This window comes from Actinomadura coerulea (genome assembly GCF_014208105.1).
Lineage (GTDB): Bacteria > Actinomycetota > Actinomycetes > Streptosporangiales > Streptosporangiaceae > Spirillospora > Spirillospora coerulea.
On record NZ_JACHMQ010000001.1, the window covers coordinates 2,921,939 to 2,936,971 of the forward strand.

Sequence of the window (15,033 nt, forward strand, 5' to 3'; positions counted from 1 at the left end):
TCAGGAAGGTCAATGAGCGAGTCAGCACGACGCTTCGGGCGGGCTTTGGCACTCGGCGCCAAAGTCACGGCACGCAGGGGCAAGACCGCCCCTTCCCCGGCGGCTTATACATGTCGCGGACCGACTCCCAGGGAGCCCCGCCAACCGGAAGATCCCGGACGACCCCCGAGAGGAACCCCCATGCCAGCGGACGAGCAGGAAACCGGCACCGGCCGCGAACCCGGCACCGGCGGCCAGGACAACGGCATCAGCCGCAAGAACTTCATCGTCGCCGCGGGCGCGGCGGGCATCGGCGCGCTCGCGCTGCCCACCGCCGTGTCCGCGGTGACCGCGCCCGCGCAGGCCCGCACCGGGCAGCGGCCGCTCACCCCGACGCCCAAGTGCGACGACGGGGACGACACCCCGACGCACTCGCAGATGGAGGGCCCCTACTTCAAGCCCGGCTCCCCCGAGCGCGCGTCGATCGTGACGCCCGGCATGCCGGGGACCCCCCTCACGGTGTCCGGGATCGTCTACTCGATGTCGTGCACGCCGGTGGCCCACGCCCTGCTCGACTTCTGGCAGGCGGATTATTACGGCAATTACGACAACTACGGCTACAAGCTCCGTGGGCATCAATACACGGACGCGGCGGGACGATTCACCCTCACGACGATCGTTCCGGGCCTCTACCCCGGCCGCACCCGGCACATCCACGTCAAGGCCCAGGCCCCCTACCAGCAGATCCTGACGACGCAGCTGTACTTCCCGAACGAGCCCCGGAACAGCTCCGACATGCTCTACGACCCGGCGCTGCTCATGAAGGTCCAGACCGGTCCCAGCGGACGCACCGCGAAGTTCGACTTCGTCCTCCAGGTTCCCTGACCGGGGGTTCCGCGGCCGGATTCCGTCACCGCTCCCGCGGAATCCCGCCCCCGCCAAGGCACCGGCGCGCCTTGGCGGGGGCTCCCGCCCATGTGACCGCGGGGCCCCCGCCTGCGGCTTTTCGTGAGGTTCCCCCGGCGCGCCGCGCCGTTTCGCGGGGAACGGGACCGAGACGTGATGCGATTCGCCCACGAAACGGCAAAGGAATGGATAGTCTCCCACCGATCACTTTTGGTTGTGTAAGGAATCTGGGAGCACACGCCACATGAGCGCTGCCAACCGGGCACAGGTCATCACACGGTGGGGGGCCATCGCCTTCATGGCGGCCGCGGTCCTGACCGCCACCGCCGGTGGCTTCGCCCAGTCCTATGCCGGTCTCTACCACTGGGCCCTCGAACACGGCCTGCGGGGCTGGAAGGCCGAGTCGTTCCCCCTGCTGGTCGACCTGTTCATCATCGTCGGGGAACTCGGGCTGTTCCTGCTGGCCATAGACGCCTTCGTCATCAAGCGCCGGGCCCTGATGAGCTGGCTCGACTTCTGCCTGCCGCTGACCATCGCCCTCGCGGGCTGGACGGCCAGCCTCATCTTCAACGTCGGCCATGTCGGCCACAAGACCTTCTCCTTCCAGGCGACGGCCGCGGTCCCGCCGATCGTGTCGATGCTCGGCCTGTTCGTCCTGTTGCGGACGCTGCACCGGTACGTGTCGCAGCGGACAGAGGAGGAGGAGGCCAAGCAGCCCGAGCCGCAGACGCGCGCGATCGCCGGGCCGGTCACGCTGAACCAGATCACTCTGATGCCGCTGCGCAACACCGGCCCGTTCCCGCAGATCCAGGTGCCCGGGTACTCCGGCAAGGCGATCGAGTCCGGGACCGCGGGCAGGTCCGCCGAGGCCAAGGGCGCGCCCGCGGGCGAGGCGGCACGGGCTCCGGCCGCACCGGCCGCCTCCGCTCCGGCCGCGGCTCCCGCCGCGACCGCGGCCCCCGAGCCCGCCCCGGCCCCGGCCCCCGAGCCGGAGCCGGAGCTGGCGGTGGTCAGCGCGGCGTCGCGCGGCAGCCTCAACGGGCGCAGCTCCTACGGCACCGTCCCCGAGGAGGACGTGCCCGCAGGGCCCGCGCCGGAGAACCTGCGGTCCCTCGTCATCGACATCCTCGAACGCCGCCACGGCGACGTCGCCGCGACGCTCGCCGAGGTCAGGGCCGAGGGCTACCGCTGCGACGAGGCGGAGATCCAGCGGATCAGCGACAACCACTGGTTCCCGTACGCGGTGTACCGGCTTCTGGCCAAGCACCACGGCGACGGTGAGCTGGTCGCCCAGGAGCTGAAGGCCCAGGGCATCGTCTACGACCAGGTGACGCTGGACGCGCTCGTCCAGTCCTGGCGCGTCTGACGCCGCGCTCTTCCGCGCGTTCCGGAACGGCCGCCCGCCACCGCGGGCGGCCGTTCCGCGTTAGCGGGAGGCCTTCGGCCGGGGCCGGGGTCAGGCGGTGCCGCGGCCCGCCTTCTGCAGGGCGGGCTCGCCGGCGTCGTCGTCATGCACGTACCGGCGCCCGCGCAGCAGCGACACCAGCGCCGCGACCAGCGACATCGCGATCGCCATGCCGAACACGATGACCAGGCCGTGGTGGAACGGCTCGGAGATCAGGTGCGGGAAGTACGAGCGGCCCGTGAGCGTGGCCACGTCGTCCGGCGCGAGCCCGCCGAGCACGTGGAACGGCGCGAGCAGGTTCTGGATCGGGTTGTAGCCGAGGAACGCGGCGAACAGCGTGCCGACCGGTGGCAGCTGCCCCACCTGCGCGGCCGGCCCGGCGGGGACGCCGTGCTCGGTCAGGCCCCGCGTCAGCGTCCTCGGCAGCGTGTCCGCCAGCCCCGCGATCATCAGTGAGAAGAACACGCCGATCGACAGCACCATGCCGGCGTTCATGAAGGTGGCGCGCATCCCGGAGGCCACGCCGCGCTGGTCCGCCGGGACCGAGTTCATGATCGCGGTGGTGTTGGGGGCGGCGAACAGCCCGGAGCCGATCCCGTTGAGGAAGATCAGCAGCGCGAAGGTGGTGTACCCGAAGTCGGTCGGGATCACCAGCAGCCCGGCGAACGCCAGCGCCGACAGCACCAGGCCGCCGGAGGCGAACGCGCGGGCGCCGTGCCAGTCCGACAGGTGTCCCGAGATCGGCCCGGCGACCAGGAAGCCGGCGGTGAGCGGCAGCAGGTAGATGCCCGCCCACAGCGGGGTGGCCTCGTAGTCGTAGCCGTGCAGCGGCAGCCAGATGCCCTGCAGCCAGATGATCAGCATGAACTGCATCCCGCCGCGCGAGATCGCGGCGAGCAGCCCGGCCAGGTTGCCGGCCGCGAACGCCCGGACGCGGAACAGGCTCAGGTGGAACATCGGCTGCTCGACCCTGGTCTCGATCCAGCAGAACAGCGCCAGGACGGCGGCGCCGCCGATCATCCCGGCGAGCACCCAGGGGTTCGTCCAGCCCATGTCGTGACCGCCGTAGGGCTGGATCCCATAGGTGATCGCGGCGAGCAGCGCGGTCAGCCCGACCGCGAACGTCACGTTGCCGAGCCAGTCGATCCTCGCGCCGACCGCCCGCTTGGCGGTCTCGACCAGGCTCCGGTACGCCCAGACGGTCCCGAGGATCCCGATGGGCGCGGAGGCGAAGAACACCAGCCGCCAGTTGATCTCGCTCAGCAGCCCGCCGGCGACCAGGCCGATGAACGTCCCGGCGATGCCCGCGACCTGGTTGACCCCCATCGCCATGCCGCGCCGGTGGGCGGGGAACGCGTCGGTGAGGATCGCGGCCGAGTTCGCCATGAGCATGGCGCCTCCGATCCCCTGGAAGACCCGCCAGCCGATGAGCCAGAGCGCCCCGGCTCCCCCGTGCAGCGGGTCCAGCGCCAGCACGAGCGTCCCGACCGTGAAGACCGCGAACCCGGCGTTGTACATCCGGACGCGCCCGAACATGTCCCCGAGCCGCCCGAGCGTCACCACCAGCACCGCCGAGACGAGCATGTAGCCCATCAGCATCCACAGCAGGTAGCTGACGTTGCCCGGTTCCAGGGGGTTCAGATGGATGCCGCGGAAGATCGCCGGCAGCGAGATGATCACGATCGAGGAGTTGAGCGTGGCCAGCAGCATGCCGAGCGTCGTGTTGCTCAGCGCGATCCACGGATAGTGCTTGGACGGCACGCCGCACCCTCCCCCGTATCAGATAGTTTCTTACGCTAACTAATCATAAACCCGTCGAAACCGGCCAGTCTGGATAGGCTTACTCCGGTGGACGGACGACACCGGCTGGACCTCGCCGACGAGCGCCTCATCGCCTTCTGGCGGGAACGCCATGTGTGCACCCTCGTCACCCTCCGCCCGGACGGCACCCCGCACTCGGTCCCCGTCGGGGCGACGCTGGACGCCGGAACCGTGCGCGTGATCACCTCGGCCTCCTCGGCGAAGGCCCGCCACGTCCGCGACGCCGGCGCGTCCGGCCTGCCCGTCGCGGTCACGCAGGTGGACGGCCGCCGCTGGTCGACCATCGAGGGCCGCGCCGTCCTGCGGACCGACCCCGCCTCGGTGGCCCGCGCGGAGGAGCTCTACACCGCCCGCTACAAGCCCCCGCGCCCGAACCCGAACCGCGTCGTCATCGAGATCACCCCGACCCGGGTCCTGGGCAACCTCTGACACCGTCCCGGCCTCCGGTGCCGCGCGCCTGGTGGGCACGGTCCATCGGTGAGGTGTCGCCGGTGCAAGCGGCGGCACATCCGGATCCGGCCAGCCCGGTCCCCGCGTCAGCCGCGGGCGGTGGCGACGGCCGCCTGGCCGAGGCTGATGCCGCCGTCGTTGGGCGGGACGCGGTGGTGCGTCAGCACGTCGAAGCCCGCGTCGGTCAGGCCGGAGACGGCGCGGTCGAGCAGGAGCATGTTCTGGAACACCCCACCGGAGAGCGCGACCGTGCCGATGCCCGTCTCCGACCTGATGCGGGAGGCGGCGTCGACGACCAGAGCCGCGACGCCGTTGTGGAACCGCGCGGCGATCACCGGGACGGGGACGCCGGCCCTGAGGTCGCTCACCACCGCGTCCACGATCTCGCCGCCCGGGACCGTGAAGCCGGCCGTGCCGCTCAGGGTCGCCGGGTAGACACCGGTCTCGGCGGGATCGGCGCACTGCTCCAGTTCGATGGCGGCCTGCCCCTCGTAGTCGACGCGGTCGCGGACGCCGAGGACGGCGGCGACCGCGTCGAAGAGGCGGCCCATGCTGGAGGTCGGCGGAGCGTTGACGCCGTGCCGGGCCATGGCGGTCACCGCGGCCCAGCCGGGGCGGCGGGCCACCGGCAGGTCGTCCGGGACCCCGTAGGCCGCCGCCATGCGCCACGGCTCGCGGATCGCCGCGGCGCCGCCGGGCAGCGGAACCGGTTCCAGATGCCCGGCGCGCTCGAAGCCGCGCAGGTCGGCGACCAGGAACTCGCCGCCCCACAGGGTGCCGTCGGTCCCGTACCCGGTGCCGTCGAACGCGACGCCGATCACCGGGCCGGTCGCGCCGTTGTCGGCGAGGCAGGAGGCGATGTGCGCGTGGTGGTGCTGGACGGCGATCCCCGGCAGGTCCTGGTCGAGCGCGTACTTGGTGGACAGGTACTCCGGGTGCGGGTCGTAGGCGATCAGTTCGGGCGCGATGCCGAACAGCCGCCGGAAGTGGCCGATGCCCTCCTCGAAGGCGCGGAGCGTCTCGTGGTTCTCCAGGTCGCCGATGTGGTGGGAGACGAACGCCCGGCCGTCGCGGGTCAGGCAGAACGTGTTCTTCAGCTCCGCGCCGCACGCCAGCACCGGGCGACCCACGGGGACGGGGATCGGCTCCGGCGCGTAGCCGCGGGACCGGCGGACGGGGAGCGGCCGGCCGCGGAACGTCCGCATCACGGAGTCGTCGGTGCGGGTGTGGATGGGGCGGTCGTGCAGGAGGAAGGCGTCGGCGATGCCGGCGAGCCGCTCGACGGCGTCCTCGTCGCGGTAGGCGATCGGCTCGTCGGAGACGTTCCCGCTGGTCAGGACGGTGGGCTCGGTGACGAGCAGGTGGTGCAGCGGGGTGTAGGGCAGCATGAGGCCGACGGACCCGTTGCCCGGTGCGACCGCGTCCGCGAGGGCGGCGTCCGGCCGGCGTCGCGCGAGCACGATCGGGCGCCGCGGCCCGGTGAGCAGGTCCTCCTCGGCCTCCGAGAGTTCGCACAGGCCCCGGGCCGCCTCCAGGTCGGGGACCATCACGGCGAACGGCTTGGCCTCGCGGTGCTTGCGGGAGCGCAGCGCGGCGACCGCACCGGCGTCCGCCGCCCGCGCCGCGAGGTGGTAGCCGCCGAGGCCCTTGACCGCGAGGACCCCGCCCTGCGCCAGCATCGTCCGCGCGGCCTCCAGGGGCACGTCGGCGTGGGGGCGCAGGGCGAGGGACGGGCCGCAGGCCGGGCAGCACACCGGCTGGGCGTGGAACCTGCGGTCGGCCGGGTCCCCGTATTCGGCGGCGCACGGTCCGCACATCGCGAAGCCCGCCATGGTGGTGTTCGGACGGTCGTAGGGAACGCCCGTGACGATCGTGAAGCGCGGCCCGCAGCCGGTGCAGTTGATGAACGGATACCGGTGGCGCCGGTCGCCCGGATCGCGCATCTCGCGCAGGCAGTCGTCGCAGGTGGCGGCGTCCCACGACACGAGGGCCCGGCGCTCGCCCGACGCGTCGCTGCCCACGATGGCGAAGCCGCCGCGCCCCACGGCGTCCAGCTCCCGTGTGGTGACGCGCTCGACGAGGGCGAGCCGGGGCGGGCGCGTGCGCAGCCCGTCCAGGAACCGCCCGACCTCGTCGGGGTCGCCCTCGACCTCGATGAAAACGCCGCCCGCGTCGTTGCCGACCAGCCCCGACAGCCCGAGGCCGGTCGCGAGACCGTGCACGAACGGCCGGAAACCGACGCCCTGCACGACCCCCTCGACGCGGACACCGACCCTGACGTCCACCCCGCCATTCTGCCTTCCCGATCACCGTCGGCGACCGAAGGCGGCTACAGGGCGTGTCTCAACGACGACTCCGCGAAAGGCGGGGCGGACGCCGGGCGTGTTCGGCGCCGGAGGTCACTGCTCCCCGGTGTACATGGCGATGGTGAAGTCCGCCGCGGTGCGGGCGGTGGCCTCGTCGGCGCCGGCCGCGACGTCGGCGGCGTACCAGCCCTCGCCGGCCTGCCGCGCGAACTCGCGGCCCTCCTCGGACATGGCCCAGGAGTCGCCGAGCTTGGCCCGGGCGTCCTCGCCGGACTCCACGTGGATGGTGAGGCCGAGGAGCCCCATGTCCCAGCCGATGCCGACGACGCCCGGGCCGAACTGGTTCTGCGAAGGGTCGACGAGGGCGGTGTGCTCCAGTTCGAACCGGGTCCGGCCGTCCGCCTCGGGGGTCAGCCGGACCTCGATCCAGGTGGTCTGGCCGCCGTACTCCCACGTCGCCGCGAACCCCTTCGGCGGGTCGCAGCGCTCGATCGTCCCGCTGGCGTTGCCCTCCAGATGGAAGCGGCCGCCGAGCCGCAGGTCGCCGGAGACCGGCAGGAACCAGCGGGAGATCCGCTCGGGGTCGGTGACGGCGTTCCACAGGTCGTCGACGCCGGTGTCGTAGACCCTGGTGATCGTCGCGGTCCTCGCGGTGCCGGACTCCAGCGCCTTCTCGCCCACCGTGCGGGTGACCGTGTTGATCTGGCCGGTGACTTCGATCATGTCTCGCTCCCTGGGTCGTCCTGATGCGTGCGGTGTGCGCGCTTCCCGCGGGCGATCTCGGTCGCCAGGGCGTCCAGACGCGGCGTCCAGGGCCGGCGGAAGCGTTCGAGCCACGCGTCCAACTCCTGCAGCGGTGCTGAGTCGACAGCGTAGAGCCGGCGCGTCCGCTCCGCCCGCACGACGGCGAATCCGCTGTCGCGCAGCACCTTCAGGTGCTGGGACACGGCGGGCTGGGAGATCCCGAACTCCTGCCGGACGACCGCCGTCACCTCGCCGGACGAGCGCTCGCCCTCGGCGAGCAGCTCGAGGATCCGGCGCCGGACGGGGTCGCCCACCACAAGAAACGCGTGCACGTAACCCAAGTTACAGGCTCGGCTTATATAAGCCAAATCTCAAGTTCAGTATCCCGCGAGAAGCCGCTCGAACGGAACGGGCGCCTCGTACGGGTCGTCCTTCGCCGGGGCCGGACGGGCCTCCACCAGGGCGGCCAGTTCGGCGCCGGCCCGGGCGACGCGCTCGGGCAGGGCGGTCTCGGCGCTCCCCCAGTCCTCGGACGCCGCGTAGACGCCGGTCGGGACGACGCTAGCGCGCAGGTACGCGAACAGGGGCCGCATCGTGTAATCGATCGCCAGGGAGTGCCGGGCGGTGCCGCCGGTCGCGCCGAGCAGCACCGGCGTGCCCTCCAGGGAGCCGCGTTCCAGGACGTCGAAGAACGTCTTGAACAGCCCGCTGAAGGACGCGTTGAAGACCGGTGTCACGGCGATGAGGCCGTCGGCGTTCGCCACCGTCTCGGCGGCGGCGCGGAACGTCCCGGACGGGAAGCCGGTCAGGGTCGCGTCGACCATGGCGTGCGCGTGGTCGCGCAGCTCGATCGTCTCGACGGTCGCGTCCCCGCGGAGGGCGCCGGCCGCCGCCTCGGCGAGGCGGTCGGCCAGGAGCCGGGTGGACGAGGGCTGCCCGAGCCCGGCGGAGACGACGGCGAGCGTGGTCATCGGACCCCCTCGGCGAGACGGGAAGCGTGGGTCGGGGCGGTCGCCGGGACGTGCGCCGGGCGCAGCGACTCGAACTCCTTGCGCAGCACGGGCACGACCTCCTCCCCCAGCATGTCGATCTGCTCCAGGACCGTCTTCAGCGGCAGCCCCGCGTGGTCCATCAGGAACAGCTGGCGCTGGTAGTCGCCGAAGTGGTCGCGGAACGTCAGCGTCTTGTCGATGACCTGCTGCGGGCTGCCGACCGTGAGGGGCGTCTCCGAGGAGAACTCCTCCAGCGAGGGCCCGTGCCCGTAGACGGGCGCGTTGTCGAAGTACGGGCGGAACTCGCGGACGGCGTCCTGGGAGTTCCTGCGCATGAACACCTGCCCGCCGAGGCCGACGATCGCCTGGTCGGCGGAGCCGTGCCCGTAGTGCTCGTAGCGGCGCCGGTACAGGCCGATCAGGCGCTGGAAGTGGTCCGTCGGCCAGAAGATGTGGTTGGCGAAGAAGCCGTCGCCGTAGAAGGCGGCCTGCTCGGCGATCTCCGGGCTGCGGATCGAGCCGTGCCAGACGAACGGCGGGACCCCGTCCAGCGGCCGCGGCGTCGAGGTGAACGACTGGAGCGGCGTGCGGTACTTGCCCTCCCAGTCGACGACGTCCTGGCGCCACAGCCGGTGCAGGAGGTGGTAGTTCTCGATGGCGAGCGGGATGCCGTCGCGGATGTCCTTGCCGAACCAGGGGTAGACGGGTCCGGTGTTGCCGCGCCCCATCATCAGGTCCACCCGGCCGTCGGCGAGGTGCTGGAGCATCGCGAAGTCCTCGGCGATCTTCACCGGGTCGTTGGTGGTGATCAGCGTGGTCGCGGTGGACAGGATCAGCCGCTCGGTGCGCGCCGCGATGTAGCCGAGCATCGTGGTCGGGGAGGACGGCACGAACGGGGGGTTGTGGTGCTCGCCGGTCGCGAAGACGTCCAGGCCGGCCTCCTCGGCCTTGAGCGCGATCGCCACCATGGCCTTGATCCGCTCGGCCTCGGTCGGGACGCGGCCGTCGGTCGGGTCGGGGGTGACGTCGCCGACCGTGAATATCCCGAACTGCATGCCGGCCTCCAAATAGTAGAACTTTCAATCATCCTACCGAACCCCGGCCCGCCGGCGGGTATTCCTGCCCCTCCCGGGGGGCGAGGACGCCAGGCGGGCCGGGGGGAGGCGGCGATCGGCCCCCGCCGGACCTCCGGTCGCGCGCACCGCCTCCTAGGCGGCGGGAACCGGTCGCAGCGGCGCCGGGCGCGGGACGGCGGGCAGGAAGAGGCGCCCGCTGAGCGCGCCCCGGACCGTCTGGACGCCGGCCACGGCCCAGGCCGCGACGAGGAGGAGGTAGAGGAGCACGGCCACGTCGGTCAGCGCGTCCAGACCCGTGATCCGCGACAGGCCGGACGCGCCGGTCACGCACGTGCCGACCGGGAAGGTGAACGCCCACCACGTCATCGCGAACGGCATGCCGCCGCGCAGCGCCCGCAGGTTCGCGGTCGCCGCGATGACCAGCCAGAGCAGCGCGAAGCCCATCACCGGCGCGCCGTAGAGGACGGCGAACGCGCGCGCCGCCGCCGCGTATCCGGGAGCGGCCTGCCCCGCCGCGTTCGCGATCTGCACGACGGCCGTGGTGGACTGCCCGAGCGGCCCGAGCACGAGGAACAGCGTCGGGGTGAGGGCGACCGGCGAGGACGGGCCGCCGGCGAGCCGCGACCAGATCCCGGGCAGCAGGACCAGCGTGGCCAGCAGGCTCGCGCCGAACAGGCCGTAGCAGCCGAACAGCATGGTGGCGCGGGCCTGCCCCTCCGGCAGGTGCGGGACGAGCGCGGGGCCGAGCGCCGCGGCCACCATCGGGGCGACGACGGGCAGCAGCCAGGTCGGGTTCGCGGGCCCCGGATCGTGCCGGGTGATCATGAGGTAGGGGACGCCGGCGGCGGCCAGCACCGCGTAGAGGGTCCCGAGCGTCCAGAGGACGGCGTCCAGGGCGATCGCCGCCTGGGTTCCGATCACCTCGGGGCCGAGCATGAGCGTCCCGTAGCCGACGGCGAGCATCGCCATCGGCGGGCAGCCGTAGAACACGGCCGTGGCGGGGTTGTCCAGCAGCTGGAACCGCGCCACGTCCGCGTGCCGGACGAAGTGGACGGCGCGCGCCGCCATGAGCGCGAGGAGCATCAGCAGCGAGCCCGCCCACACGACCACGGCGAAGGCGTGCAGGCCGGGGACGTCCACCGGCAGCGCGTTCGCCCCGTTCGCAACGATCGACGTGCCCATGACGGCCGCGTACCAGTTCGGACCGAGATGCCGGAACGCCTCGGTCGGGCGGTCGAGCGCGCCCAGCAGGGCGCGGTTCGGGGTGGGGAGGCTCATGATGTCCAGGTTCCACCGCATTGACCGTCATCAGTAGAGGTCATGGCTCTATGGGGTCATAAAGTGGCCCTATGGGTCCGTAGAATCGCGGTCATGGCCGTCTCGCACCGCGTCCCCGACCTCGGCGCCCTCGAACTGCTGCTCGCCGTCGTCCGCCTGGGCAGCGTCGGGCGCGCGGCGGCCGAGCTCGGCGTCACCCAGCCCGCCGCCAGCGCCCGGATCCGCTCGATGGAGCGACTGATCGGCGTGGCGCTGCTCGAACGGTCGCCGCGCGGCTCCCGTCCCACCGAGGAGGGCGCGCTGGTCGCCGAGTGGGCCCGGCAGGTGGTCGCGGCGGCGGAGGCGCTCGACGCGGGGCTCGACGCGCTGCGCGAGCGGCGCGACGGGCGGCTGCGCGTGGTGGCGAGCCTCACGGTCGCCGAGTACCTGATGCCGGGCTGGCTGGTGACCCTCAGGACCGTCCGCCCCGGCGTCGCGGTGACCCTGCGCACCGCCAACTCGACCGTGGTGGCCGAGCAGGTGCGCGGCGGCGCCGCGGACCTCGGGTTCGTGGAGGGGGCGCGCACGCCGGCCGGACTGCACGGCACCGTCGTCGCCACCGACCGGCTGGTCGTCGTGGTCGGCCCGGGCCACCCCTGGGCGCGGCGGCGCTCCGGGGTCCCGGCCGCCGAGCTCGCGCGGACGCCCCTCGTCCTGCGCGAGGAGGGCTCGGGGACGCGCGAGGTCCTGGACCGGGCGCTGGCCGCGCACGGCGGGACGGCGCCGCCGATGCTGCAACTCGCCTCCACCACCGCGCTCAAGGCGGCGGCCGTCTCCGGCGCCGGGCCGGTCGTGGTGAGCGATCTGGCGGTCGCCGACGAGGTGGCCGCCGGGCGGCTGGTCTGCGTCCCCGTCCCCGAACTGGACCTCGCACGCCCGCTGCGCGCGGTCTGGCCGGCGGGCCGGCGCCCCGCCGGTCCCGCCCGCGAGCTCCTGGGCCTGACCCGCGCCTCCCGCGCCGGCGGCTAGCCGCGGCGGGCCGGGCCGCTCGGGCGGGCGGTCAGCGGTCGAGCGGGACCTCGGCGCCCGGGGAGGGGACCTCGACGGCGGCGAACACGGCCTGGATCTCCAGCGCGATCGCGATCTCGTCGCCGAGCATGACCCGGTCGCCCTGGAGCGGGATGTTGAACTCGATGCCGAAGTCGCGGCGGCTGATGGAGGCGGTCGCGGTGAAGCCCGCGCGGAGGCCGCCCCACGGGTCGGGGCCGACGCCGTGGAACTCGGTCAGCAGCCGGACCGGACGGGTCACGTTCTTGATCGTCAGGTCGCCGTGCAGGTGGTAGCGGGGCGTGCGGGCCCGGCGGCCGATCGCGGCGCGTTCCACACCGGTACCGGTGAAGCTCATCACCGGGTGGCGGCGCACGTCCAGGAAGTCGGCCGAGCGGACGTGCTCGTCCCGCTCGCTGCTGCGGGTGTCGATCGAGCCCATCCGGATCTCCGCGCGGGCGGTGGACTCCAGCGGGTCCCTCCCGACCACGACCTCCCCCTCGAAGTCCGGGAACGAGCCGCGAACCGTCGTCATCAGGTGCCGGACCGAGAAGGTGATCTCGGAGTGGACCGGGTCGATGGTCCAGCGGCCGGCTTCGAGGTCGGGTACCTCGCCACCCATCAATCCCCCCATAAGTTAGATAACTCGGCAAAAGTACCCCAAAAGTCACTCTGGTCTGTCCGGGCCCGGAGGGGGAATGCTTCGGACATGATCGGTGAACACGTGCTCGCCGGATACGTCCCCGACGCGGGCGGCCGGGAGGCACTCGACCTCGCCCGCGGGATCGTCGCGCTGACCGGCGGCCGGCTGAGCGTGGCGACCGTCCATCCGCCGGACCTGCCCGCCGCGGCCGGCGAGGCCCGCGCCCTCCTGGAGCAGGTGGCCGGCCTCCTGGACGGGGAGCCCGCGGACCTGCTCGTCCAGGAGGGCCGCAGCGTCGGGCGCGGCCTGACCGTGCTCGCCAGCCGGATCGGCGCCGACCTGATCGTCGTCGGCTCCCCCGAGGGCGGCGCCCGCGGCCGGATCGGCGTCGGCGCCGCCGCCGACCACCTGCTCCACTCGGCGACCGAGGCCGTGATGCTCGCCCCGTCCGGCCACCGGCCGCCCGACGAGCTGGCCCGGATCACGGTCATGTACGTGCGGCGGCCCCAGTGCGACGAGGCGGTGATCCGCGCCGCCCAGGCCGCCGAGCGCCTGGAGGTGCCGCTCCGGCTGGTCACCCTGGCCATCGGCGACGTCAACCCCGAGCCGCTCCGCGACGACCTCGCCCTCGCCATCCGGCTCGCCGTGGACTCCGCGGACCTGGTCCCCGAGGACGTCACCGCCGAGGTGGCCGAGGGCGACGACGTCGCGGACGCGCTGGAGGACGTGGACTGGCCCGAGGGCGAGCTGCTCGTCTGCGCGTCCAGCGAGGACGCGGCCGCCCACCGCGTCTTCCTCGGCGAGGTGGCTCTCAAGGTCCTGCGCGCGGCGCCCTGTCCGGTCGCCGTCCTCCCGCGAGGCTACTACTGAGTAGTCCCTTTTGACCGGTTCCACGGAACAGCTTGCCGCCCACCGTTTACCTCGGCTACATTCCGTCGAGATCGGAACGTGACCTTCGACCGGGGCGCGTTCCGTCCCCCGGTCGGGCGCCACCTCGCCCGAACGAGCGAGGCGCGTCAGGAGCGAGATGGACCCGATCGGCAAGAAGCTGCTCGACATCGCCACCAAGGAGCTCGGGTACACCGAGAAGGGCGACGGCTACACCAAGTTCGGCGAGTGGTACCGCAAGAACATCGACGGCGACCACGACGAGTACTTCACGACGGCGCCCTGGTGCGACATGTTCCTCGCCTGGGCCGCCGACAAGGCCGACGTCACCGGCCAGGCCGGGCAGTTCGCCTCCACCGTCGACCACGCCAAGTGGTTCAAGAAGAACGACGCCTGGGGCCACGACCCCGAACCCGGCGCCATCGTCTTCTACGACTGGAACGGCTCCGGCGACATCGACCAGATCGACCACGTCGGCATCGTCGAGAAGGTCGACGGCCGCACGCTCCACACCATCGAGGGCAACGCCGACGGCTACAAGCTCATGCGCAAGACCCGCGACATGGACTCCGTCGTCGGCTTCGGCTACCCGTCCAAGATCAAGGTCGAGGCGAAGTACACGCCGAAGCACGCCGCCCCCGCCCCCACCGTCGACCAGGTCGGCGCCCCCGCCGCCGCGACGCGCACCCACGAGCAGCACACCCCCGCGCCCGCGCCCGCCCCTGAGCACGTCCCCGCCCAGGAAGTCGTCCTCGGCGGAATCCTCGCCTTCGTCCTGTGCGGCACCGTGGCCCTCGCCGCCGGCCGCGCCGCCGCCGCGAAGGCCCCCACGTCCCCGCCCATCCGCGTCCGCAAGCGCGGCAAGCACCACCGCCCCGCGACCCCCGTCGCCCTCCCGGCCGACGTCACCCCCGCCGACCTCGACGCCGCCGACGCCGGCACCACCCTGATGCCCGCCATCTCGCTCGCCGCCGCCCACGCCGCCGAGGACCGCGAGTTCTGGGGCCGCATCGCCCACCTCGAAGAGGACGGCGAACTCGACTTCTGGAACACCCTGCACGCCGAGCTCACCGACTCCGAATCCGACCGGTACGCAAGCACTCCAGGATTCCGCTAGAGTTGTTCGTGCGAGCCCGGGGGGCGACCCCCGGACCGGCACGCGGACGTGGCTCAGTTGGTAGAGCATCACCTTGCCAAGGTGAGGGTCGCGGGTTCGAATCCCGTCGTCCGCTCTGAGAGGCCCCCGTCAGGCCTCGCTCTGGTGGAGTGGCCGAGAGGCGAGGCAACGGCCTGCAAAGCCGTGTACACGGGTTCAAATCCCGTCTCCACCTCGCAGCACACGCAAGGGCGATTAGCTCAGTGGGAGAGCGCTACCTTGACACGGTAGAGGCCACTGGTTCAATCCCAGTATCGCCCACGAGTCGGGCTGTCGTGGTCGGCGCTTTGCGCCTTCCCCGATGGCCCGCAATGCTTTTCTGGGGGCGACCCCCAGACCCCCGATGTGGGGGACTCCGTCCCC

At 72.5% G+C, this 15,033-nt stretch carries 14 protein-coding genes and 3 tRNA genes; 9 read left to right on the top strand and 8 right to left on the bottom strand.

Annotated features, from left to right (window positions below):
• Positions 1-180 precede the first annotated feature (180 nt).
• Together BKA00_RS13555 and BKA00_RS13560 are read left to right on the top strand one after the other, a co-directional pair.
• Positions 181-864 carry a dioxygenase family protein gene (locus BKA00_RS13555; protein WP_185025232.1) on the top strand — a complete coding sequence of 228 codons (684 nt, stop codon included), beginning with the start codon at positions 181-183 and terminating at the stop codon, positions 862-864.
• Positions 865-1,129: 265 nt separating this feature from the next.
• Positions 1,130-2,251 carry a DUF2637 domain-containing protein gene (locus BKA00_RS13560; RefSeq protein ID WP_185025233.1) on the top strand — a complete coding sequence of 374 codons (1,122 nt, stop codon included), beginning with the start codon at positions 1,130-1,132 and terminating at the stop codon, positions 2,249-2,251.
• Between the two features lie 90 nt (positions 2,252-2,341).
• Here the strand turns inward: BKA00_RS13560 and BKA00_RS13565 are convergent, their stop codons facing one another.
• On the bottom strand, positions 2,342-4,051 hold the full coding sequence (locus BKA00_RS13565) for an MFS transporter (RefSeq protein WP_230299025.1): 1,710 nt from the start codon (positions 4,049-4,051) through the stop codon (positions 2,342-2,344).
• Positions 4,052-4,138: 87 nt separating this feature from the next.
• Here BKA00_RS13565 and BKA00_RS13570 point away from each other — a divergent pair, with 87 nt between their 5' ends.
• Complete coding sequence (locus BKA00_RS13570) at positions 4,139-4,540, top strand: pyridoxamine 5'-phosphate oxidase family protein (RefSeq protein WP_185025234.1); 402 nt, start codon at positions 4,139-4,141, stop codon at positions 4,538-4,540.
• Between the two features lie 107 nt (positions 4,541-4,647).
• Here the strand turns inward: BKA00_RS13570 and hypF are convergent, their stop codons facing one another.
• From hypF to BKA00_RS13600, 6 genes are all read right to left on the bottom strand, one after another.
• Positions 4,648-6,846 (bottom strand): carbamoyltransferase HypF, encoded by a 2,199-nt coding sequence (gene hypF, locus BKA00_RS13575; RefSeq protein WP_185025235.1) that lies wholly within the window; start codon positions 6,844-6,846, stop codon positions 4,648-4,650.
• 114 nt (positions 6,847-6,960) lie between these two features.
• Positions 6,961-7,590 (bottom strand): SRPBCC family protein, encoded by a 630-nt coding sequence (locus BKA00_RS13580; protein WP_185025236.1) that lies wholly within the window; start codon positions 7,588-7,590, stop codon positions 6,961-6,963.
• On the bottom strand, positions 7,587-7,943 hold the full coding sequence (locus tag BKA00_RS13585) for a metalloregulator ArsR/SmtB family transcription factor (RefSeq protein ID WP_185025237.1): 357 nt from the start codon (positions 7,941-7,943) through the stop codon (positions 7,587-7,589). The genes BKA00_RS13580 and BKA00_RS13585 overlap by 4 nt, the downstream gene beginning before the upstream one ends.
• 45 nt (positions 7,944-7,988) lie before the next feature.
• The gene (locus tag BKA00_RS13590; RefSeq protein WP_185025238.1) at positions 7,989-8,582 is read right to left on the bottom strand and encodes an FMN reductase; all 594 of its coding nucleotides are present in this window, start codon (positions 8,580-8,582) and stop codon (positions 7,989-7,991) included.
• Positions 8,579-9,658, bottom strand: a complete 1,080-nt coding sequence (locus BKA00_RS13595; protein ID WP_185025239.1) for an LLM class flavin-dependent oxidoreductase — start codon at positions 9,656-9,658, stop codon at positions 8,579-8,581. Before BKA00_RS13595 ends, BKA00_RS13590 begins: the two co-directional genes overlap by 4 nt.
• A 153-nt stretch (positions 9,659-9,811) precedes the next feature.
• A complete protein-coding gene (locus BKA00_RS13600) occupies positions 9,812-10,957 on the bottom strand; it encodes a TDT family transporter (protein WP_185025240.1) in 1,146 nt (381 codons plus the stop codon).
• A gap of 93 nt (positions 10,958-11,050) precedes the next feature.
• On the opposite strand from BKA00_RS13600, the gene BKA00_RS13605 reads away from it, so the two are divergent.
• Positions 11,051-11,965, top strand: a complete 915-nt coding sequence (locus tag BKA00_RS13605; protein WP_185025241.1) for a LysR family transcriptional regulator — start codon at positions 11,051-11,053, stop codon at positions 11,963-11,965.
• 31 nt (positions 11,966-11,996) lie between these two features.
• Here the strand turns inward: BKA00_RS13605 and BKA00_RS13610 are convergent, their stop codons facing one another.
• Positions 11,997-12,605 (bottom strand): YceI family protein, encoded by a 609-nt coding sequence (locus BKA00_RS13610; RefSeq protein ID WP_185025242.1) that lies wholly within the window; start codon positions 12,603-12,605, stop codon positions 11,997-11,999.
• Positions 12,606-12,692: 87 nt separating this feature from the next.
• Between BKA00_RS13610 and BKA00_RS13615 the strand changes: the two genes are divergently transcribed.
• The 5 genes from BKA00_RS13615 to BKA00_RS13635 all read left to right on the top strand — a co-directional run bounded on the left by BKA00_RS13615 (position 12,693) and on the right by BKA00_RS13635 (position 14,931).
• Positions 12,693-13,496 carry a universal stress protein gene (locus tag BKA00_RS13615; protein WP_185025243.1) on the top strand — a complete coding sequence of 268 codons (804 nt, stop codon included), beginning with the start codon at positions 12,693-12,695 and terminating at the stop codon, positions 13,494-13,496.
• Positions 13,497-13,653: 157 nt separating this feature from the next.
• On the top strand, positions 13,654-14,631 hold the full coding sequence (locus BKA00_RS13620) for a CHAP domain-containing protein (protein WP_185025244.1): 978 nt from the start codon (positions 13,654-13,656) through the stop codon (positions 14,629-14,631).
• 42 nt (positions 14,632-14,673) lie between these two features.
• A tRNA-Gly gene (locus tag BKA00_RS13625) sits at positions 14,674-14,746 on the top strand.
• Positions 14,747-14,774: 28 nt separating this feature from the next.
• Positions 14,775-14,845, top strand: a tRNA-Cys gene (locus tag BKA00_RS13630).
• A 14-nt stretch (positions 14,846-14,859) separates the two neighbouring features.
• Positions 14,860-14,931, top strand: a tRNA-Val gene (locus BKA00_RS13635).
• The last annotated feature ends 102 nt before the right edge of the window (positions 14,932-15,033 follow it).